This is a genomic window from Shewanella sp. GD04112, from assembly GCF_029835735.1.
In the GTDB taxonomy this organism is placed as follows: domain Bacteria; phylum Pseudomonadota; class Gammaproteobacteria; order Enterobacterales; family Shewanellaceae; genus Shewanella.
Window position 1 is genome coordinate 158304 of record NZ_JAOEAL010000002.1, and the last position, 21733, is coordinate 180036.

Genomic DNA, 21733 nt, shown 5'->3' on the forward strand with positions numbered 1-21733 from the left:
TGCTTAACCCTTATATTTGAGGCTAACACCGCGTTGAACAATGAGGTCAACACCTTCAATACCGCCGTGCATTTCCAGATACGGTCTGGCTTCGTCGGCTAACTGCAGGTAGAAGTCAGCAATCTTGTCGAATGCGGTACTTGAGCCACCAGCAAGTGAGCTGGTCGCCGTGTTTTTGAAATAGGTGCCGTCATAAACCACATCTCCAGACACTCGATTGGTCGCGGCTTGTGTGAGGGTTTGGGCGCCAGTGCCATAGATGCCTGCCCAGAAGGATTGCTTCACCACTTCACCGTAGAGTGTTACTAACTTGGCTGGGATACCGCTATGACCGTCTTGGCCTTGCACTGCGGCAATGAACGGCTGCTCAATCGCACGACCTCTCTGGTCGATACAGCTGATACTCTCAGCGCGGATTTCGACACGACGGGTACTGGCACTACCACGGGCCGCGCCAATCACGGTACAACCCACTAGATCGATAGTGAAACCGTTAGGCATCACCCCAACATCTACGATTTTTAATAACACTGGAGCTGGGTTTGATTGCGCCGATGAGCTGGTAGGTACATGTTGACCCGTAAGCAAGACGGTTGGTATCACTGTGCCAGCTGACAACCATGTCTCAGGCTCTTTTTCAGTTTTCTTGCTAGAACCTGTATTCTCTTGAGAAATCGCTTGTTTTGCTTTGGCTGCGACTTGGGTTTTGGCTGTTGACGCATTACCAACATTTGCTTCAGCACCTGTCGCAGCGGCCTTACCTAAACTCACGTCACCACGGTTCATGGTTAAAGGCTTTGACACTGGCGGGGTCATGGCGACATTCGACTTAAGGCCTGCCATTGGGTCTAGGCTAAACTCGGTACTTGGCAATGAAGGTGCTTGCTGGGCGATATTTTCTGGTCGAGCTCCTTTCGCGCTCACACTGTCTCGTGCTGTTGCGGCATTTTTGCTTTGTTGTTCAACCAGCATTTGCATTTGATGCGCGATGGTCTCGAGGCGCTTTTGTGATTCAAGCTGAGACATTTGCAGGGTATCGACCTGTTGCTGAATTCGCTTTTCACTAGCTTTTTGCTCGGTGTACTGTGCATCAATCGCTTTTTCACGCTCTTGAATTTTCTTTCGCATCGCTATGAGCTGGCCGGAAGTCTGGGTGGACTCCAAGCGCTCGCTCCCCATGGTACTCATAAACATAGGCTTCGCTCTGGCTGGGATTGAGCTGACAGGGGTTTTCGGCGCTGAAGGGAAAATGGCTTCAGCCACAAGATAAGCAGGTATTGCCAATATCACGATTAACGCGATAGTGCGCTGATTCGACGGAAGCGCAAGCCACTTGCTTTTTAAATCCTGTAACGCTTGCATGTTAACCTCCTACACGACTACGACGTGGAACTTTCATTTGGCGCTCGAAGTAGCTGCGGTCACGCAGAATGTACACTTCGGTGCTTTCCCTTGGGCCTAATGTCGCTTTATCTAACACACCAACGGCCATCACATCTTCACGACCAGGCCCCATGCAGGCCTCGTCGCGGAATGAACGTAAGCCATTGACATCGTTTCTGACCTCCATGATGTCAACGACCAATTTGGATCCAATTAAGCGTTGTTTCACTTCATGGTAAAGTGGGAGCATTTGGCGAATATCGCACGGGTAACGCACTTCCGCCGGAATGGTGTCACCTTCAAGTAGTTCGTAACCTGCCGGAACTTCGGCTTTGGCCACAACTTCCAGTAACGTCATTACATCGTCAACATGGCTGTCAGCGACGGGCTGGTTATTAGCAATACGCTCACGCTCTGCTTGTTTTGCCGATTCCAGCTCCTTAGCTGCGTTCTCGCTGTAGATAGACACGGCTTGCAAAGCTGCATTGCGTTGACTCGCGTTATAGCTAACGGTTAACTCCACGAGCACTGGCGGGACGTTTAATGGCACCAAGTAGAGTGATACTGCGGTCTCTGGTGCGCCATCTTCTTCAACTATCAAGTCAATCGCGCCAGCGTTAACGCCAGGTGTGACGTACACAAAACCTTGCTCACCGTAAACCAGCGCCGCATCACTCGGTACTGACGTGGTGATTTTGGCGTTTTTGAACGAGGTCGCGATTCGGTTAGTGGTTGACAGCGAAATTGGCAATGTCGTTGTGCCACCGGCTTTCAATGCAATCACTTGATGGCTTTTGTACTGCTTGCGTAAGTAGTCCATTGAGTCATCACGACGGCTAATGACTTCTCCGGCATTGGCAGGGGAGATCGCCGTCGGATTAACAGGGCTCGCGCCGCCGTAAGTGGGGACTTGTTGATGATCTGCCTGTTGCATCGGTTGCTGCGATGGCGGCTGGGTCACTGGCTGTTGATAGAGCGCTTGTTCATTGGGCGAAACCGATAATGCAGTTTGGGTACCAATTTCTTGGCTCGTATCGATGGCCAGAGGTTGATTCGCATAAGGGCTGTTTAATTCAGCCTGTAGCTTTTCTTCTGCTTGATTGAAATCAGTACCCAAAACAGGTACTCGTTGCGGATTCACCGATTCAGTCGGTAACGAATAAATGTCATCGTCAGCCGCAAAAGCAGGAGCGATCATTAATGAAAGAAGGATTGCAGTTGAAAGGGGTCTTTTATTCATAGGTCTCACCGTGACTCGATTTTAATCACACTGTCTTTATCCAAGGCCGTTGTTGCGTTTTTACCTTGGAGAATTTCACGCTCACGTTGAGCAGGGTTAACAGCAGCTGGATATTGTTGAATATCCAGAATCATGGGATTGCCGTTTCGGATCCCGATTTTTAATTCAAAGGTGTATGCAGTAGTATCAGCTGCGCCTGTTTTTAATGAGATTGTGGTTTGTTCACCCACAACCCATACGTAATCTGTGACAGATGAATATATCGCGTCAGACGGGACGAACTTCTGACTAACACCCCTAAGCGCCATTTCTTCGATAGCTGCGGCCATCGTCGCTTCCGCTTCATCGGGGTTAAGTTCTAACGGGATCATCTTGGTCACCCTGTCGATGACGAACTTAGCATTCTTGGGGGTGATGTTGCCGATAATGGTTGCAATCATCAGGCCCCATTGGATTTTGAATTCTTGAGTCACGCTATTGCCGTTCATGACAATCGGCTCTTTAAAGTCGTTCGGCATGACAATGACTTCGGTCTGCTTGGTCATCACCATGAACAGCAAAAGCACCACGCTAATGCTTAGTGCCAGATTAGAACGACCTATGTTTTTGTTAGAGATATTGAGATTGTCGTAACTCTCTTTAATCTTCGATTTCCAAAGCATGTTGACCTCTTACTTAATTAATCGACGAATGGCTGGTGACATGAGGGTTTCCGGCCCTTTGGAAATCCACAAACCGTTTACCCATAACAGATGCTTTAATACGCCACGCCCAAACTTTTTAAACAGTGTTTCTACTACGGCCATGCTGGTAATTGCCGCGATAATGCCTAAGTTGATGTGACCTGATGCAAGACCAAAAACCATCACAATCACCGCCAGCTTGATTGAGTCCCAGTGGATAGTTCCAACTTTGATAGCGCCGTTACAACGCTTAGGAAATCTCGCTTCACTCATGTCTCACCCCTTGAAAAAAAAGGGTGCATATAAGATTGCACCCTTCCTTGATACCGCAAAAATTGTCGCTATTAGTGAACTAGGCCAGCTTTCAGCGCTTCTACGGTTACAGTTAAACTGCCGTCGATAGTTGTAGGAGCGTTAGCTAGTACCAGAATTATGACTACAGATGCTAAGAAACCAATTAGGTTTGGTTTAATCATTGAGAATGCGATAGTGCCTAAAATCGACAAACCCATGATTGCCTTAGCAGGCGCACCCGTCATTAAACCCTTTACCTCGTCCCACATTTGGTCGAAGAAAGTGTGTAGGGTCGCGCCAGATGCTGATACCGCACTTGCTTCTCCAGCAAACAGCAATGAGCAACCTACCGCGACAACGATAAGTGCGAAAAACGCTCTTACGGCAACAGGGGCTTCTTTAAACTGCTGGATCAGTCCTTTCTTTTCGGTTTTAGCGCTTTGGTTCATTGTGGATCTCCGTTAAATGTGACGGTCAAATTTTAACTGTTTGCTTGTTACTGTCAACACGTTATTTATAAAGCGTGTGCTATCTATATTAAAGATGGCACACGGAAGAGGGGGTTACATGTTCTTCGCGCTGTTAGCCAAGGTGGTTTTCAACAACCAACCGATAATGACTGCGGCGAATAGTGGAAATAGCGGGAATATCTCATTGGAGATTAACGCAGGGGTAATGCAGTAAAGCTCTAACAGAATTGCGACCAATATCCCTGACCAGAGCGCAACCCTGAAGTAACCCGTCGAAGGCGCCGTAAACTCATGCTGCTTAATTTTCCGCTGCATCAATCCGTCAACCGCTGACGCGGCTATCAAACCAATGGCCATCCAGAACCAGAAAATCAGCAGGGATACTCTCAGTAAACACTGATACCAAATGGTTTTGATGTTTTGAGCAATCCGTGTAAGCGGTGTACGCCACAACTGGTCCCCCTTTAAGCCAGTGTCTTGGTGATACTGGTCGATGAACGCGGCTAAACCAGATTCCACCATCGTCGCTTCGTACCAACCCTTCGCCCTGAACACCACAACCTTTGTCGCCTCAGTGCTAATGGCCTTTTCGATATTTGAGATTTCCTTTCGTAACATCTCGTTATGCTCTTGGGGCTGCATGAAAATCAGTACATAAATACTGATTAATGCCCCAGCCGCTAAAATCAACCTGCCGTGCAGGGTCTTACTCTCAACTACATCGTCCATAATCAACACTCACTACAGTAAAATCGGAATACGACATTGATAGGTCTTACCGTTGGCCAGACGTGCGACGTACTGCAACTTAGGTAATTCCGACATCAATGAAAGAGGGTACGCTGGCTTGTCAGCTTCCATAATCCGCTCACCCACCGAGCCCGAGAAGTTATGGAGCTTACTGGTCGAATCGGTGTTAGAGCTTAACTGCCATTGCTTTGACTTAATTGGATACTCCGGGAGTAGCGCCGCAAATCGCTCCCTGGTGATATCATCTCGAGCTCGCAGACAGAACCAGTTAGCGGTTAAAGACAGGACCCGGCTCGCTACTGCTTCACCGGCTTTATCAATCAAATCGGGAACACCCTGCGTAGATAGGTGCAATTCAAAGCCTGCACCACGACCCATCGCTGCTAAGTTAATTAGGCCGTCGGAGAGTGCAGAGTGGATTTCGTCACCAAACACCGACACACGCACCCCTTTTCCGCCTTCGTAGTTGTAACGTGAAGCAGCTGCCGCGCAGGTATCCTCCATAATGAGTTTCGATGTAGCTGCTGAAATTGCAGGATTACCCGATGAATCGGTGGCGATGTACAACACGCCGCCCGTATCAATGAATTTCTTGATGTCGATAATAGGACGCTCGTCTTCCGTATCATTCGGGTCAGGGCTTAACATCTTGTCCAGCGGCGCAGCGGTTAACTGGGTTAACATCGGCTTGGTGGTCGCTAACATCTTACTTTGGTGAGATTGGTCGTGCGTTAAGAAACCAATAAAACTCGATACCGCGTCTTCACCTTTGTCGTCAGGGATTAACACCTGTTGGTAGCGCATGATTAAACCCTGTAGCAAACTGCCGCGGCCTTCCTCGGCAATTTGGGTCGCCATGTTCGCGTACCAATCTGGCCCGTAATGCATAGTCATAATCTTGCTTAAGGCTGCTAGGGCTAATTCGCTTTTGCGGTTTAGCATGTAATCAGCGACCATTTTGATTGATGGTCGCTTACCGATAAAACGTAATGCTTCAGCCGTGACGTAGAATGAGTCCCAGGCATAGGAGCGAAAACCCTCAGAGCTTCCTGAACCTTTTTCTAGGACGTTAGCTAAGCGCGATGCAATCTCGGTCGTCACTGTAAAGTTCACCAGTGGGTCGATACGCACCGACTGACTTGGCTCAGCAATGTTGAAGTAATAAAACGGGACGCCTAAACGCTTCGCTTCTGCGCGTAATCTGTTCTTCCAGTTTGGATCGTTCTTAGGGTCTAACACTAATACAGAGTTACCACGGTAAAGGGCGCCAACACTGTTAAGCGTTAACATCGTTGTTTTACCCGCACCTGGTAATCCGGTGTAGAAACTGTGAGACCAGAATAGCGACGCATCCAGCCACAAATCCTGCTCGTCACCACACCCCTGAATCCACGGCCGACCTTCTAATTTCTCGGTATCTGCTTCGACTTTCTTCAGTGCTCTTCGCACTGCCCAAGGCAAGAAACCCTTAGCGTGTTCTGGGCGTTTACCCACCAGCTGATAAGCTCGGTTTGCTTCGGTGATCGTCCACTCAAAGCCGCGACCAAAGAAGGCCTTATCCCTCTGGGTTTTGCTCAGCGCCCACAAAGCGCTAGATTCAACGAAGTATTGATAGTTGTAGACCAGCTTAACCTGCCGACGGATTTGCGGTAAGGCTTCTTTTAAACGCTTAACAGACATACCAGCTGTGGCCGCAATAACTGAAACTGCAACCAGCGATACATCGTGTCCACTCACCCCGTGGTATACCCACGAGCCTGCCGTGAACAAGGAAGCTCCAGCCCAAGCATAACTGGATTTAATTTCATATATCGGCCTATACATGTTTTCCATGAACAAGCCGTTGGTCTCGATGCTTTTACTCATGCTCTATTCCTACTGTCTCAAATACCATCCATGCAACTTGGTTGCTGTCTGTCGCAATTGAGGCGTTGTCGCCTGCTGTGCGCTTGAGGCTAGTCGCCTCTTTTTTGGCTAACCCAGCTTCTTGCTCGTAAGTGGTTAACGCGAAACTTTGGATTCGGATCACCCCTGAGAGGCGGTCAATGCCGGACTTGCCTGCGCGAGCCATCGCCCAAGCAATGAACACTTGCAACTCTGGCGGGTACTTGCTCTTTTCCTTCGGAGATTTATTACCAGTGGCGTCTTTTAGTTGTGAAAGTGTCGATATCTGCGGAGCAGGAGGGGGAGCGCTCGCAGTCGTGGGAACGGGCTCTACGGTGGTTTCGATGGCCACTTCAGCGACGGGTACGGATGTTTCCGTGTCAGTAGTTAACATCGATAGTTCTTCTGGCGTAAACCATGACAGCTCATTCTCCGGCATGGCCAAGGACATCTCTTGGGCGTACTCAGATAACGGTGGAAGTTCGTCAGTCATTAACGAAGATAAATCTTGCTCCTGGTCTTCAGCAATCAAGCTATCTACCGCGTCATCAATGAACGACGGTTCTAAATCAAACTGACCACTTAATTCAGGTGATACTTCGTTAGGCGTTAACTGTGATAAATCTTGCTCCGCGACTTCTGTCATCGTGCCATCAATCACATCATTGATAGATGACTCCTGCGTGGGCAGGTTATTCGACTCTGTAATGACCTCGGTGGTTAGGGCTTTATTCTTTTGCTTTCTAGCTTTGCGTTCATCTGCTTTAGCTTGAAGCTCAGTCAGCATGTCACCCACTGGCTTGGCCAGAACGTCGGTTAGCTTCAGCTGGTAGAACTTTTGTTTGTTAACGACATGAATAACTTTACGCGGCGCTTTAGGGTCTGGAACCAGTAACTTGTTATCCATCAAATCCGTCAGCACGGCACCCTCGTCAAAACCAAGCCCTCTCATTTGCTGGTCGATTTCTTCGAATAGACTGGCATTCAATGTCAGCACTTCACCATCCAGCTTTGCTCGATGTAGTGTGTTGTTAGCCGTTAACAGGCATTCGATTACCAGCTCAATACAGGTCTTTTCCTTCGACACTTCTACAGGCATTTCTTGAGCTATTGGCTCAGTTATCTCTACTGCCGCCTCCGCTGGCTCACTGACTATCGGAGTGTCATTCATGTTCTTAAACACGATACCCTTGGTGTCTGGCGCCGGAGCTCTGGTATTGGATTGTTCTGGCTCTACCTGAGTTTCGACTTGCGATTTCTCTGGCGCTGGCTCACTTGGCGTTGTTGCTGGTGCTGGTGCCGGAGTGTTGGTGCTCGCTCGAGCTGATTGCTTCTTCGGTTTCTTTGTCTGAGCCTTACTTTGATTTGTTTGCGACCCATTCTGCTGTACCGGTGCTACCACAGGAGTAGGGGTTGGCGCAGGAGCGGGTTGGGTTGGTGCAGCCGTGTTGTTAGCCGGAGTTTGCGGGTCTGGCTCACGGGTATCTGTCAGGGTGATTAACCCCGTATCGGCGTAATGGATTAACAGCGAATCGTCACGGGTTAATGAGATTTTTCCATGAATGCCGCGTTGCGGAATATCCTCGCCATAAACGATGCCTGCCCATTTTGGCTTAACGACTTTGATTGGCCCTGCCGTCCATTCTGGATTCGTAACAGGGTGCAAGTGGCCACTGGTGTAATCCTCAAACAGCGGTTCAAATAGCTGACGCTCTACCAGCATCTCAAGCATTTTTCCGACTTGCATTGGGACGTTAAAGCCATCTTCCTTGAGCGATGACATCACCTTGTTGAAACTTGCTGGGTAAGACACGTACACATCTTCGGCGCCCAGGCACCAAATATCGGCTTTCTCTTCGTTTACCTTCCAGCCGCGACGCATCATTTGTAAGCGCTTAATAAACGCTGCTTCCAGTGGCATCTTGCGAGCACCGGTTAATCTGTCCCATTGCCACATCATGTCTTTGTGGACGGAACGCGCTTCGCCTTTTTTTAGACTGTCTCGCAGTGAGTTATTAACTTCGATACTGCCTGATAAGGTTTCATAGATGGCGACCTGAAGGTCATCTTGAGTGCCAAACAAATACTGCTTAGCTGCCTTGGTCAGTACCGTGTTGAGCATGGATGATGCAAGCCCAATGTGCTTGCCGTGACGGTCTGCATAGTTCCACGTCACTTGATAACGGGATACTTGGTTGCGCCCTGACCAATCATAGATATTTTCGAGTTGTGGGTTCCAGACTGAATCATCGGCCTGCACGGTCATATCATGCAGCGCTTTACCGATGTCATGCACTAACCCGATTACCCACGCCGCATATTGCCAACGGATTTTCTTTCCGTGCAATTCGTCGGTAAATTTGGTCTCTCTAATATCAACCGACGCCATGTGACGCAGGGAGAACAGAGCCACCTCAAGACTGTGACGTGCTAAACCACCAACAGCTGCGTGATGATGGTTTTCTGAGGCTGGGAGTAAGTGAGCGTAAGAAAGGAAATTCGCTACCACATCTCTAACCAATGTCTGTGCGTTATAGACTTGATTGTATTCAGATAGGTTGGCAGGATTGAACGTGTCACGGTGAATATCAGTCAAACCCAGTTCACGAATCGACATATCGATTAGGTCATTATTGGATTTAATGATTCTCGCTTGATTCACGACTGCTACACCGTCAGCTACGGGAGGGTAGAAAGTCTCTACCAACTCTTCGCTGACCGCTTTAGTTTCAATCCCACCAAAAGCCATCCGTACCGCATTCTTATCTGGGGTTTTGCCATCCAGTAAGAAGGATCGAACAGCCAAACTAACTAGCTTGGCTATTTTCTTCATTATGCGTTCACTACCAGGTTTCCGGAATCCTGCTCAATTTCTTCAGCCCCTGAGTCGTCATTGGCTGACTGGTCATCTGGATTGTTGCGGGTGATGGTTTGCATGATTTTGTTGTAAGCGTCTAACGAATAAATTCCGCCCTTACGGTCAGCTGAATCTGTAGCTACAGTTCTCATGCGACCAAAGAAACGAGTCATGGTGTTCATCGCAATGCCGCGACTATTGTTGCTGACTGACTCAGAAATCACGCCAGCTAACCAGAGGTTTTCAATAGCTGCGATAGATTCATCAATCTGGGAAATTACGTCGATTACACGCCAGTAGATTGGGTGCTCGATTTGGAACGTCACTCTGAACGATTCTGGTGTCACCACGTCAAAATCGGCATTGTTGCCAAGCGAGGTAGACAACTCATTGTTGTGGATTGTGTTGAGAAGGGTGCTGCGACGAACAGCTTCTTCTTGCTCAGCTACAAACCACGCATCTAAACGGTCACGGATTTCTTTGTTGTTAGACGTCAACACAAATAGACCAGCGATACGGGCAATGCTGTATTTGATATTCTGCTGACGAGCATCATTGCTAAACAGCTGCTGGATGGCGCTGCTCTTGAAATCCATTTCCTTCAGAATGAATTTACGCTGCTGAACTTGACGAACTGCAGATGGTTTCTGAGTACGCTTTGATGCAACTTGTGGGTTCTCGTTGGTCTGACTCATATAATCCTCCTAGGATTGTTTTCGCTCTATGCGACGTAGTTTGACTTTTGCTTCATGTAGACACTCAAGGGTTTCTCTCAACGGAGCCAATCGATTCTCTGTGTCTTCAATCATTCGCGCCTCCCACTCTGGGGATTTGCGGGTTAACTGGTCTAAGGTGTATCCGCGCTGGGTCGGTTTAACGTCATCGCCCCAAGACTTGCTGATGTTTCCAACTCGCCCTGGTCGATACCTCGTCCAGACCAAATACACCTTTTCGTTTTTTACAACGACCCGGGGGGCCATCTCACCGCCACTAAACTTCCCACCGTCATCACTGCGCAACTGACGGTTTGAAGATCTCCATTTCAGCCAGTAATCATCGACAATGACCTTTGCCTGAAACTGAGCGGCTTCAATCAACCCCTCTAGGCTTCTGATGGTATTCACCAACTGGAACCCTAATGCGGGTACGGGCTTCCCGTTCTCAGAGCTACCCGAAGTACCTGAGTAGTCATTCATTCATTTACCTACTGTTTGTTCGTCTTCAGTAATCCGTTTTCGGCCTACGGGGACAACTCATGCAGAAACCCAGTTCGTTGGCGAACTCGTGTCGCTCACTAATCGTCATTCTGCCAGTTGAGTTTGGGATAAATCCCAGGTGCCTCCGGTGTTGGCCATCCTTTGAAGATTTTCAGTTCGTTGGCCAACTCATGCTTTTCGCGTGATATACACACCGATTCATGGGCAAGCCCCCTGAGAAATCCTTTCTCACGTCTGCGATTCAGTTGGCCACTTCAGGTTTTTTCCCAGTTCGTGAGCCAACTTGCGCTTTCAGAGCGTTGATTTACTGATTTTGGAAGCCGTTAAAACTGCTTAATTTCGAAGAATCCAGAGTAGGAATTTCGCTACTAAGCCAGACTTAGTTGCACTTCAGTTCGTTAGCCATTTCATGTTTTGATTAATTCACTAGCGACATGTTATGGATAACAAAGTGCATAATATACACACAAAATAAATAATACACGAGCTAAATATATTGTGTATTATATGGATCCCAGATTGGTATTGGAATGGTAAGAATAATCTTCAAGAGCAAGCTGGAAAGGTTTTGGAAGTCTCTTAAAACCCTCTTAAAACCCCAGATTGGGGGTCATTTGGTGTGGAGTTGGTATTTATGAATAATCCCGTCATCATCACAGTCGATGTTGGCTATGGCACAACGACTTGTGTACACAAGGAATCGCTAGGCAATTACTCAGTGAAGACGTTCCCGTCCCTGCCTATTCCGATTAAATCGGATATTAATCTGGGTTTAGCAGGCGAGGAACGCGATGTAACAAACGTGGAAGTCGATGGAATCACCTATGAGGTTGGTTCAGACGTAGGGACCTCGGTCGGTTCGCGAAATGTTCGCGTTCTCAACACAGAATCGTTTATCACGAGTGACCGCTATAAAGCGTTATTGTTTGGCGCCCTGTCATTTTTAGGCAAATCAAATCACATCGATATAGATGTGTTAGTGCTTGGTCTGCCAGTGAGTGTCATGTTCAGGAAAGATGAACTCGCCAAGATTTATACCGGCACTCACCAAATCACACCGAGTCGCAAGGTCACCATTCGTCAGGTCTTGGTTTTTGAACAACCGCTTGGTGCGTTGATGTCATTTTTGCGCCAAGGCGGAAATGAACGCTTTGCCCAGTGCAAAGATAAAACCATGTTATCCATTGACCCAGGTTATATGACCACCGACTTCATTACGTCGAAAGGATTGAAGGTCAGTCCAAATCGTTCTGGTGATTCTGAAACTGGGATGTCCAAAGTGATTGGTGCAGTCGAAGTCGCGCTGCGCTCGCAACTCGAAGGTTTCAACATCAAACAGATTAACCCTGAGTTGATCGACCAAGCCTTTATCAGTGGTGAGCTTAAGCTGTACGGTAAAGCGATGAAATTCCCTAAGTGCGATCTATTTGATGTGACTAGCGCGATTCGGTCTGTTACTGACGAAGCATTAACAAGTGTCGTCAACAAAGTAGGTGATGGTCAGGACATTGACCTGATTATTGTCTCCGGTGGTGCCGCAGCGGTATACCTGCCTTCGATTCAGCGCGCATTCCCTTTCCACAAAATCGAAGTCGTTGATGACTCTCTGACAGCTGTTGCCCGTGGCTTGCAAACCGCAGGCGAGCAATTCATTCGTGGAGCCATAGCGCGAGGCGATTATCAAAAGTTAAAAGCAGTCTGAGGTGAGGGATGCCCAAAACAATCGAGAGACACATTCGGATTGCCGATGATACTCACCCGCTAATTTTTGCTCATTTAGATCAGTTTGGGCCAAAGGCACTGACCCGCGAGATGATGACCCTGATGGAATTTGGATTAATGGTGAGACAGCAGGGATTTAATCTAGGCACTGTGTTGGCGCCGAAGGTAGAAGTCGAAAGTGAAAGGGAGAAAGTGGAAGCAGATGCAGAACCTCGAAGTCCAATGGAAGATGACTTTGATATTAGTGATGATTTTTTTGTCGCCCGAGAAACGTGAAAAACAATAAATCAGCCGCCTGCAATTAAGGCGGCTTTTTTTCATCCAGTGAGGCGTGATATATTTAGCCTATAGAATATAAAAAGTGTGTTGGCGTAATGAAAGTAAATAAATTGATGGCTTTGATTTTTGCGGCTCTGGCTCTGCCAGTTGTGGCAGAAGATCCTGCAAATAGCAATGATGGTGGTAACTTCTATAAACAACGCGAAAAGGGCTGGTATTGGCACGAGTACATTCCTGAGCCCGAAGAAAAGGAAGAGGAAGAACCTATAGCGCCAACGCCATCTTCTGCACCAACTGAGACTGAAACGAGTAAAAATTCAGTAGAGGCCATGAGCGTTAAGTGGTTCCAAGAAAACTTGCCCAAGGCAAAGGAGTTGGCGCTTAACACTGGAAAACCAGAAGACGTTAAACGCTACCTTTACATCCAGCGTGCCGCAATAGATCGCGCCAACCAGTTTGCCGCTACTTATATTTCCGAACAAATGTTTGACCCTTACCTCGATGAAGGGTTACGCCGTCCTGAAAACGACGTGACGCTGCAAACTTTCAAAGGCGCTCAGTCTGAAAACCAATGGAAGTTAATTGAAGCCATCGGCAAGAAAGCCACCCTCATTTATTTCTACGGCTCTCAGTGTCCGTATTGCGCAAAGCAAACTCCCTACCTAATCCGTCTGGCAAAGGAATATGGATGGTCGATCATGCCTGTTTCTCTCGATGGCGGCACCGTTCCAAATGATGACTTTTTAGCATTAGGCGATTATCGAGTGGCGACTTCCGACATGGCGCAGCGCTTCGACGTCTTGGCGACACCAACACTGTATCTAACCAACAACACGGGTGATTACTTCCTGTTGAGTTCTGGGCTAATCGGCATGGATTCTCTCAGTGAAAGGATCATCGAACTTGCTAGCCGCGAGAAAATTATTAGCCAAGCAGAACTTAATAATGTGAAGCAGGTACGAGCTCTTTATATGACCGATGCAGAAGCCAAGGTTGACACGCAAAAAGTGTATGAAGACCCAGACTACCTCATTAACAAGATGCGGAATTTTATGCTCGGAAAACCTGATAGCGAGGGTGAACAAGAATGAAAAAGAAAGTTATAGTTGCTTTACTTTGTTGCCCGTTATCAGCGACAGCTGCTAGCGGGTTAAACAATTTATGGGATCAGATGTTGTCTGCCAGCTCCGGTGCAACTTCATATTCAGGCGCTAAACGTGACGGATTTTCTCTGGGGAGTGCGTCGGTACGGATTAAAACCACTAACGAAAAGATTGTGGCGGTTAGGGCTCCTTACCTTCAATCATCCTGCAAGGGGATCGACTTCTTCGGCGGCTCACTGTCCATTATAAAACGTGAAGAGCTTGTTCAGATGGCAAGATCTATCGCCGCCGCAGCCCCGATGTACGCATTCCAATTAGCAATGGGAATGTTATGCCCGGACTGCAATGCAATTCTCGCAGACCTAGCGAAACGCCTCAATGCGTTAAATGATTTTATCAGCAAAGATTGCGAGGAATGGGCTGATCTGGCCGAGCAACAGTGGCCATCACTTCAGGTACAAAGTGACCGTAAAATGTGGAAAGCCTACAATGATTCGGCGGGTGCTTGGTTTGATTCATTCGCTTCATCGACGGTTGAGCGCAGTTCAATAGACTCCCACTCGAAAGCCGCACAGTTGACTCAGGCTGGCGACGAGATGCAGTTCAACTCGGTGTATGAAACCTTCATGCAGTCTGAAACTACCGTCCCAACCCTATCCTCAGACCGCCATGTCGTCGCTCAAATGTTAATGACTATTTTAGGGACTGAAATTTATAAATTCGACAGCACATTAACTGCATCGGCTTCAGCAGGAAGCGATGCGGTCAGTCAGTCATTTAGCCCACAAGTTTCATTGAAAGACTTGTATCAGCCTCAAGCTACTACATCAATGGCTGTAGCTAAACAAATGGTGGTCTGTGAGCAGGCCCAATCTGCCGATAGCAAGTGTCTATCGGCTAAGGTCGCGACTGTACCAATTAGCGATCCACGCTATTTGGATTCGTTCTATCGATTTTATGGTGATGCAATTTGTGGCTTAGTCGATTCTAACTTAGTCGGTTCGAGCATCATGGCCATCTATGCTCAGAAAGGAAATTATAGTGATTCTCAAGCACAGATCATGGCCAATATGCGAAGTGAATTTGAAGACATTATTAAACGAGCCTCAACAGTCAATGTCATCAATACAGGTAATTGTAAGTTTATCTCCGAAGCGATGGCCATAGATGCAACCCAGCAGTTGCTTGACGGACTACGAATTGCCGCGAGTAAGATGGCTTCGACTGATAAAGGTCAGCGCGGCGCGTTTTCATCAAAGTTGTTAGAGAAAATCGACGCGCTGAGCCTCGAAAGGGAAGAAATGGCCAACAGAAGACGTGAAATGGAGCAGGAACTATTAAGTCAGATCAACTTTAGTGCAAGTATGAGAGGTAAGTAATTCATGTTAACTATCTACTCTCTCGGTGACCTCGATTTATTGATAAAGATGGCGCAATCGGCGGAATTGGCATTCAGTGATGGCGGCATTGCAAATAGCAATCTTATTGCGATTGGATTGGGTATTACCCTGCTAGTGTCTGCTTTCAAGCAAATTTTTGCCCCTGATAAATTTCATGTAAAGGAGTTTTTCATCGCCTTGTTCACTTACATGTTTTTGTTCACCCCGAAGGTGGATTTTTACGTTGAGTCAGTCAGAACGGGCGAAGTGTCTCAGTCATTTACTTTGCCCTTTGGGATTGTGGCGCCAGCTGCATTAGCTACCATGATTGGTGGTGGTTTTGCTCAAGGGATGTCAGAAGCATATGCCAGTATAACACCTGATTATGACACCGAGCCCGGCACCAACATAGACCCTCTAAAAGCGTTACTTAAAGCCCGATTTGTCGGCACTTCTGAGGCAGATGCGAGTTATCGTTCTGTCGGTGAAAATTTGGGTGCGTACATTAAAAACTGTTATTTCGAAGACATTCGGAACGGTAAAAATCCGACGGGACAGGCGGTACAGGAGGTAAATCACGACGAGAGTGTCACTGGGGCGTTTGACTTCACTAAATTAAAAGTCACCTCGGGAAGCTGGTATACGCCTTACTATGATGTTAACACCAAGTCATACACCAAAATTACCTGTACCGATGCTTATGCCAAGTTAGGCAATGATCTCTCTGACAGCAGTCCTTGGGCCGAAGAAATGAAGGGGAGAGCCGCCATAATGTATAACATGGCAGAAGAGTCTCAAGTTGAGAAAGTCTTCGAGTCCTTAACAGGGGATACTGCTAACCTCATAAATTTGTATCGAGCCAACTTTGTAAAAGCAATGATGGCCAAAGTTGGGGCTAGCTATGTAGAGTTAGACCCCTCTGAACGATTGGCGTTTCAGCAAGAATTTGATGCGATTCAACAGCGTCACTTAAGCCAAGCAGCTCAGTCTTCATTTTTCTTGGAAACTGCCCCTGCACTTATCACTTGGTTCGAGTGTTTTATTTTCCTCATTGCTCCGCTGCTTCCGGTTTTCCTGACCTTCGGCTCCAAAGGGATCATGATGGCCGGAAAGCTCTATTCATTTCTACTGGCTGTGAACTTTTGGCCGATTATCCAAGTCGGCGTCAACATGTATACCAACCACTATTTCAATAAGCTGATGTGTTCTCTGCCAGGGAATGATTCGAGCTCGGTTCAGAACTGCATGATTGCGCCTAGCATGAGAAATTGGAGTATCGATTCTCTGGGGGGAATGGATAGCGCCTACACCACACTTGAGACTTTTGTATCTCAAGCGGCAATCATTCAAACGATGGTGCCAGCGCTGGCTATGATGATTGTCTTCGGCGGTGTGCATACTATGATGGGGGCAACACAAAAAGCCCAAATGGGCGCTAACATGGATGCCAAGGGCGTATCACCACAGACGGTCAATAGCGATGGTAAAACCGTTTCGTCAGGTGGTTATAGTCAGACAATGACATCGAATGGTGAGTGGATGGAAAGCCGTCAGGGTGCAGGTAATATGTCTTCCATTAGCACCGGTGGTTCAACCTACAATGCTCAACATGTTGGTACTTCAGCCGTGGCCCAAGCGGAATCAGGTGTTTCATCTCTAACTTCATCTAAAACCGCAGCGCAACAAGATCTCGCTGCCGCGAATGAGAGATTACAGACCGCTATTGGTACTGGTAACCTCTATCAAAATGCTGGTCAAGCAGGTTTGGGGTTTGAAGAAGCTCGCGGGTTTGATGTAAGTCAGCAACTCGGTACGAAGATGGGTGTTAGTGGTCAACAGGCCCGTCAGCAGATAATTCAAACCTTATCACAAATGACTGAGCAAGAAGCAAATCAATTTGCTATTAAAGCTGGGTTTAATGTGGGGGCTGGTACTGGAGTTTCAACTAATCCGCTCACAGCATTAATGAAATCCTTGGGTGTTAACGCAGAAGCCGGTGCATCTTGGTCGCAGACGCAAACGAGCATGAAAACGCTGCTAGAGTCAGAAGGAGCCAACAAAACGTCAACTCTAAGTACAAGCCAGCAAGAAGACGTAGCAAGGGCGTATAGAGAAAGCGATTCGGCCACTAATCGTAAATCCTATAGCGATACTTCAACTGATACTTCGTCAGCAACTTATCAAGCAGCTAAGGCTCGAGATGAAGCATCTACCAGACAGCAAACTATCCAACAGCAATTACAGGAAGCAGAGTCTCGGTCTCGTGAAGTTCGTGACGGTGTAACATCATCGGGAGCGGCGGGTAGCAGTGCAAACATCAAGTTTGGTGAGATTATTTCTTCTAGCAATCGTGATTTGCTGACAACAGCGAGCAACTTGGGCAAGATTGCACAGAATGCGGCAGATGGCGCAATGCGTGGCAAATATGGAAGTGATTGGGATGCCGCTACTAACGGCGTGGATACGCTCGATTTCAAAAGCACAATGAGTGTTTTAGATGCTAAAGCCGCTGGGGCTGGGGCTGGTACAGCAGATGAAGCCAAGTTTAATGCGATGAAACAGGACTATGCCGCTAATCAGTCATTATATGACGTGGCACGAGACAAGCAGGCGTTACAGAGTATTGTGAATGATTCGCAGACGATGATGTCAGCTGATGGTAGGCCTATCCCCATTCAAGATATAGGTTCGATCGCTGACCGTGCCGTAGCCAAGTTGTCGGATACGATGGCTCGAACTCAATCAGACCCGATTAAGGCTGACGCGGTTCGCAACCTTGCTACAGGTGCCGCTATTGAATATGCTGCGTTAAAAGGAACTGCCAATGGTAATGAGACCGCTAGAATTGTTGGCGCTCAATTTACCGCTGTTGGTCAGGCGCAGATTAAAGACTACGATAAGCCAGCGTTAACTCCTGACCAACAGGCATTCAAATCTGATACACAGAATGGCATTAATGCAGCGGGTCAACGTATCAGCTCAGAGGGCGCCAAATTGGAACAAGAGGCGGCTCAAAGAGTGAAGGACAATAAAGCTTCTAAAGAGGACTACGTCAACCAAAATCTTCAGCCTCCAGCTAAATGGACGCCTGATCAGCAGCATAAACTTGATAAGTTGGACAAGAGTGTTGATGACCTTTGGAAACAAATGCAGCAAAGTGAGGCTGTGAGTGGGCCAGCAGGGGTAAACCGAATCATCGACACTGTAGCGCAAGAATTGAAGTCAGGGACTTATGGGGCAGTATCACCACAAGTTATTGACAGAGTAGCTGAAGTGATGAAAAACGCCAATAACTCACCCGCAGAGTTAGGTCGGATGCTGAATGATTTTACAGATGCAAAATCTAATTATTTCAGTGGCGATCATGCAGCTCAAGTCGCCCCAGTTATCTCCGCAATGGCCAACACTGTTGATGGTTTATTAAGTAAGACCATCAACAGCGATCAATTAAGCCCGAGTGAGAAACCTTACTTCCAGAATGCTCAACAGGCCTTTAGTGGTTTGAATGATGCCTATTCTGCTAAAGTAATTTCGGATAGATCGTCAAGTGCGGGCAATGCTGCAGCACAAGTTATTTCATCTTTAGGTTCTAGTAAAGATCCTCAAACTCAACAGGCCGTGGCTCTGGCTTCGACTATTGCAGCGGAAGGGACAAGTGCGAATCCACTGCCAAACGCGGAATTTAGTCGGTACTACAAGGAAAACAACCCGTCTAAGGAAGACGTGATAGGTATGAGGTTAGTCACGGATCGTGCTCAAGGCATCGTGACACAGGCAATGGGACAAGATGGATTATCTGAACCTGTAAAACAAAGGTTGGCCGAAACCCTACAAGGATTGCAGGATTTTAATCAGAAATTAGGGGCATCACTCAACTCTGACGCACATGCAAGAAATAGCACAGGTTATGATCATGCAACAGCTTATGACGATGCAACTAAAAATAGCCCGGCCATGAGTGGTCTAAGCTCAAGCGAAAGGATTCGAGCGATGGATGGTTTCAACCGGATAGGAGTGGGGGAAGGTTCAACTCAATCTAGGATGGAGAACACCCTATTTAACGGTCAAGGTGCGAACATGCAACTTGAGTCCATTGCCAATAAGATGTCGCCAGAAGATAAAGCCGCAATTTTAGGATCTCTTCCAGATTCGGTTAGGTCGAATGTAGAGCGTGGCATGGAATTAACTGCAAGCAACTCATCGCCATCAAGTGAAAAATTGCCCATAGGTGAGACACAATTCCCATCAAGCCCAGTGGCATCAGCTCAAGGTGATGCGGTGAGCCAACATGGCGCAGCCCCCGCCTCTACGGCTCAAGGTGATGCGTTGAGCCAACATGGCGCAGCCCCCGCAACCACGGCTCAAGGTGATGCGGTGAGCCAGCAAGGCGCAGTTCCAGCAACTACGGCTCAGGGTGATGCGGTGAGCCAACAAGGCGCAGCCCCCGCCTCTACGGCTCAAGGTGATGCAGTGAGCCAACATGGCGCAGCCCCCGCAACTACGGCTCAAGGTGATGCGGTGAGCCAACAAGGCGCAGCCCCCGCAACCACGGCTCAGGGTGATGCGGTGAGCCAACAAGGCGCAGCCCCAGCCTCTACGGCTCAAGGTGACACGGTGAGCCTACATGGCGCAGCCCCCGCAACTACGGCTCAAGGTGATGCGGTGAGCCAACAAGGCGCAGCCCCCGCAACCACGGCTCAGGGTGATGCGGTGAGCCAACAAGGCGCAGCCCCCGCAACCACGGCTCAAGGTGATGCGGTGAGCCAACATGGCGCAGCCCCAGCCTCTACGGCTCAAGGTGATGCAGTGAGCCAACATGGCGCAGCCCCCGCAACCACGGCTCAAGGTGATGCGGTGAGCCAACAAGGCGCAGCCCCCGCAACCACGGCTCAAGGTGATGCGGTGAGCCAACAAGGCGCAGCCCCCGCAACCACGGCTCAAGGTGATGCGGTGAGCCAACAAGGCGCAGCCCCCGCAACCACGGCTCAAGGTGATGCGGTGAGCCTACATGGCGCAGCCCCCGCAACCACGGCTCAGGGTGATGCGGTGAGCCAACAAGGCGCAGCCCCCGCAACCACGGCTCAAGGTGATGCGGTGAGCCAACATGGCGCAGCCCCAGCCTCTACGGCTCAAGGTGATGCGGTGAGCCAGCAAGGCGCAACCCCTGCGGCCACGGCTCAAGGTGAGACTGTGAGCCAGCAAGGCGCAGACCCAGCGGCCACGGCTCAGGGTGACACTGTGAGCCAGCAAGGCGCAGCCCCAGCAACCATGGCTCAGGGTGACACGGTGAGCCAACAAGGCGCAGCCCCAGCAACCATGGCTCAGGGTGACACGGTGAGCCAACAAGGCGCAGCCCCCGCAACCACGGCTCAGGGTGATGCGGTGAGCCAACAAGGCGCAGCCCCCGCAACCACGGCTCAAGGTGATGCGGTGAGCCAACATGGCGCAGCCCCAGCCTCTACGGCTCAAGGTGATGCGGTGAGCCAGCAAGGCGCAACCCCTGCGGCCACGGCTCAAGGTGAGACTGTGAGCCAGCAAGGCGCAGACCCAGCGGCCACGGCTCAGGGTGAGACTGTGAGCCAGCAAGGCGCAGACCCAGCGGCCACGGCTCAGGGTGACACTGTGAGCCAGCAAGGCGCAGCCCCAGCAACCATGGCTCAGGGTGACACGGTGAGCCAACAAGGCGCAGCCCCCGCAACCACGGCTCAGGGTGATGCGGTGAGCCAACAAGGCGCAGCCCCCGCAACCACGGCTCAAGGTGATGCGGTGAGCCAACATGGCGCAGCCCCAGCCTCTACGGCTCAAGGTGATGCGGTGAGCCAGCAAGGCGCAACCCCTGCGGCCACGGCTCAAGGTGAGACTGTGAGCCAGCAAGGCGCAGACCCAGCGGCCACGGCTCAGGGTGAGACTGTGAGCCAGCAAGGCGCAGACCCAGCGGCCACGGCTCAGGGTGACACTGTGAGCCAGCAAGGCGCAGCCCCAGCAACCATGGCTCAGGGTGACACGGTGAGCCAACAAGGCGCAGCCCCAGCAACCATGGCTCAGGGTGACACGGTGAGCCAACAAGGCGCAGCCCCAGCAGCCACGATTCAAGGTGATGCGGTAAACACCGCAAGTCCTGAAAGAAGTGAGCCAGAGGTTCGTTATGTTGAAACTCCGGCCGAAAATTCTACGCAATCGGGAAGTACCGTTGTAGAGAACAATCCTTACGCATTCGATGGTAATCAAGCTGGATTCAATTTCTCTGTAATGGGCGGATTCGGGAACAACGTCCAACCCTCAAACGTGAGTTATAACAGTGTTGATTTAGTGGGTGGTGGTGCGGCCAGCGGTCACTCTGTCGCAGGTTCCAATAGCAGCGGTGGCCCTTCTATGGACACTTCCAATAGCAACGTACCAACGATGAAGCGTTGATAGATTTTGGTTTGAAATTCGGCGGTTTCAACCGCCGATTTTTTTGGGGAAATTTGCT

At 49.1% G+C, this 21733-nt stretch carries 15 protein-coding genes; 5 read left to right on the forward strand and 10 right to left on the reverse strand.

From position 1 onward, the window contains the following. Nucleotides 1–3: 3 nt before the first annotated feature. From N7386_RS22200 to mobI, 10 genes are all read right to left on the reverse strand, one after another. Nucleotides 4–1362: a TrbI/VirB10 family protein gene (locus N7386_RS22200; RefSeq protein WP_279771246.1), complete on the reverse strand. Its 1359-nt coding sequence runs from the start codon at nt 1360–1362 to the stop codon at nt 4–6. Between the two features lies 1 nt (nt 1363). Further along, nucleotides 1364–2623 carry a type-F conjugative transfer system secretin TraK gene (locus N7386_RS22205; protein WP_279771248.1) on the reverse strand — a complete coding sequence of 420 codons (1260 nt, stop codon included), beginning with the start codon at nt 2621–2623 and terminating at the stop codon, nt 1364–1366. A 5-nt stretch (nt 2624–2628) separates the two neighbouring features. Next, a complete protein-coding gene (locus tag N7386_RS22210; RefSeq protein WP_011711596.1) occupies nt 2629–3285 on the reverse strand; it encodes a TraE/TraK family type IV conjugative transfer system protein in 657 nt (218 codons plus the stop codon). A gap of 9 nt (nt 3286–3294) precedes the next feature. Further along, on the reverse strand, nt 3295–3579 hold the full coding sequence (locus N7386_RS22215) for a type IV conjugative transfer system protein TraL (RefSeq protein ID WP_011711597.1): 285 nt from the start codon (nt 3577–3579) through the stop codon (nt 3295–3297). Nucleotides 3580–3650: 71 nt separating this feature from the next. Then, nucleotides 3651–4049 (reverse strand): hypothetical protein, encoded by a 399-nt coding sequence (locus tag N7386_RS22220; protein ID WP_279771251.1) that lies wholly within the window; start codon nt 4047–4049, stop codon nt 3651–3653. 114 nt (nt 4050–4163) lie between these two features. Next, entirely contained in the window at nt 4164–4799 is a 636-nt protein-coding gene (locus N7386_RS22225; protein ID WP_037426913.1) for a DUF4400 domain-containing protein, read from the reverse strand. Between the two features lie 12 nt (nt 4800–4811). Further along, nucleotides 4812–6686: a conjugative transfer system coupling protein TraD gene (traD, locus tag N7386_RS22230; protein ID WP_037426915.1), complete on the reverse strand. Its 1875-nt coding sequence runs from the start codon at nt 6684–6686 to the stop codon at nt 4812–4814. Continuing rightward, nucleotides 6679–9537: a MobH family relaxase gene (gene mobH, locus N7386_RS22235; protein WP_279771253.1), complete on the reverse strand. Its 2859-nt coding sequence runs from the start codon at nt 9535–9537 to the stop codon at nt 6679–6681. The genes traD and mobH overlap by 8 nt, the downstream gene beginning before the upstream one ends. Beyond that, nucleotides 9537–10256, reverse strand: coding sequence for a hypothetical protein (locus N7386_RS22240; protein ID WP_011711602.1), 720 nt, complete (start codon nt 10254–10256; stop codon nt 9537–9539). Before N7386_RS22240 ends, mobH begins: the two co-directional genes overlap by 1 nt. Nucleotides 10257–10265: 9 nt before the next feature. Next, nucleotides 10266–10757 carry a conjugative transfer protein MobI(A/C) gene (mobI, locus tag N7386_RS22245; RefSeq protein ID WP_083848305.1) on the reverse strand — a complete coding sequence of 164 codons (492 nt, stop codon included), beginning with the start codon at nt 10755–10757 and terminating at the stop codon, nt 10266–10268. Nucleotides 10758–11412: 655 nt separating this feature from the next. Here mobI and N7386_RS22250 point away from each other — a divergent pair. From N7386_RS22250 to N7386_RS22270, 5 genes are all read left to right on the forward strand, one after another. Next, nucleotides 11413–12480, forward strand: coding sequence for a hypothetical protein (locus tag N7386_RS22250; protein ID WP_011711604.1), 1068 nt, complete (start codon nt 11413–11415; stop codon nt 12478–12480). A gap of 8 nt (nt 12481–12488) precedes the next feature. Beyond that, complete coding sequence (locus tag N7386_RS22255) at nt 12489–12776, forward strand: hypothetical protein (RefSeq protein WP_011711605.1); 288 nt, start codon at nt 12489–12491, stop codon at nt 12774–12776. 98 nt (nt 12777–12874) lie between these two features. Next, nucleotides 12875–13870, forward strand: a complete 996-nt coding sequence (gene traF / locus N7386_RS22260) for a conjugal transfer protein TraF (protein WP_208660813.1) — start codon at nt 12875–12877, stop codon at nt 13868–13870. After that, nucleotides 13867–15261, forward strand: a complete 1395-nt coding sequence (locus N7386_RS22265; protein ID WP_037426927.1) for a conjugal transfer protein TraH — start codon at nt 13867–13869, stop codon at nt 15259–15261. Before traF ends, N7386_RS22265 begins: the two co-directional genes overlap by 4 nt. Before the next feature lie 3 nt (nt 15262–15264). Then, a complete protein-coding gene (locus tag N7386_RS22270; RefSeq protein ID WP_279771259.1) occupies nt 15265–21675 on the forward strand; it encodes a conjugal transfer protein TraG N-terminal domain-containing protein in 6411 nt (2136 codons plus the stop codon). Nucleotides 21676–21733 lie beyond the last annotated feature (58 nt).

What these genes read in the sequence shown, in the direction of transcription:
- N7386_RS22200 (WP_279771246.1), bottom strand. Translation starts at nt 1,362, where the DNA reads ATGCAAGCGTTACAGGATTTAAAAAGCAAGTGGCTTGCGCTTCCGTCG.
- N7386_RS22205 (WP_279771248.1), bottom strand. Translation starts at nt 2,623, where the DNA reads ATGAATAAAAGACCCCTTTCAACTGCAATCCTTCTTTCATTAATGATC.
- N7386_RS22210 (WP_011711596.1), bottom strand. Translation starts at nt 3,285, where the DNA reads ATGCTTTGGAAATCGAAGATTAAAGAGAGTTACGACAATCTCAATATC.
- N7386_RS22215 (WP_011711597.1), bottom strand. Translation starts at nt 3,579, where the DNA reads ATGAGTGAAGCGAGATTTCCTAAGCGTTGTAACGGCGCTATCAAAGTT.
- N7386_RS22220 (WP_279771251.1), bottom strand. Translation starts at nt 4,049, where the DNA reads ATGAACCAAAGCGCTAAAACCGAAAAGAAAGGACTGATCCAGCAGTTT.
- N7386_RS22225 (WP_037426913.1), bottom strand. Translation starts at nt 4,799, where the DNA reads ATGGACGATGTAGTTGAGAGTAAGACCCTGCACGGCAGGTTGATTTTA.
- traD (WP_037426915.1), bottom strand. Translation starts at nt 6,686, where the DNA reads ATGAGTAAAAGCATCGAGACCAACGGCTTGTTCATGGAAAACATGTAT.
- mobH (WP_279771253.1), bottom strand. Translation starts at nt 9,537, where the DNA reads ATGAAGAAAATAGCCAAGCTAGTTAGTTTGGCTGTTCGATCCTTCTTA.
- N7386_RS22240 (WP_011711602.1), bottom strand. Translation starts at nt 10,256, where the DNA reads ATGAGTCAGACCAACGAGAACCCACAAGTTGCATCAAAGCGTACTCAG.
- mobI (WP_083848305.1), bottom strand. Translation starts at nt 10,757, where the DNA reads ATGAATGACTACTCAGGTACTTCGGGTAGCTCTGAGAACGGGAAGCCC.
- N7386_RS22250 (WP_011711604.1), top strand. Translation starts at nt 11,413, where the DNA reads ATGAATAATCCCGTCATCATCACAGTCGATGTTGGCTATGGCACAACG.
- N7386_RS22255 (WP_011711605.1), top strand. Translation starts at nt 12,489, where the DNA reads ATGCCCAAAACAATCGAGAGACACATTCGGATTGCCGATGATACTCAC.
- traF (WP_208660813.1), top strand. Translation starts at nt 12,875, where the DNA reads ATGAAAGTAAATAAATTGATGGCTTTGATTTTTGCGGCTCTGGCTCTG.
- N7386_RS22265 (WP_037426927.1), top strand. Translation starts at nt 13,867, where the DNA reads ATGAAAAAGAAAGTTATAGTTGCTTTACTTTGTTGCCCGTTATCAGCG.
- N7386_RS22270 (WP_279771259.1), top strand. Translation starts at nt 15,265, where the DNA reads ATGTTAACTATCTACTCTCTCGGTGACCTCGATTTATTGATAAAGATG.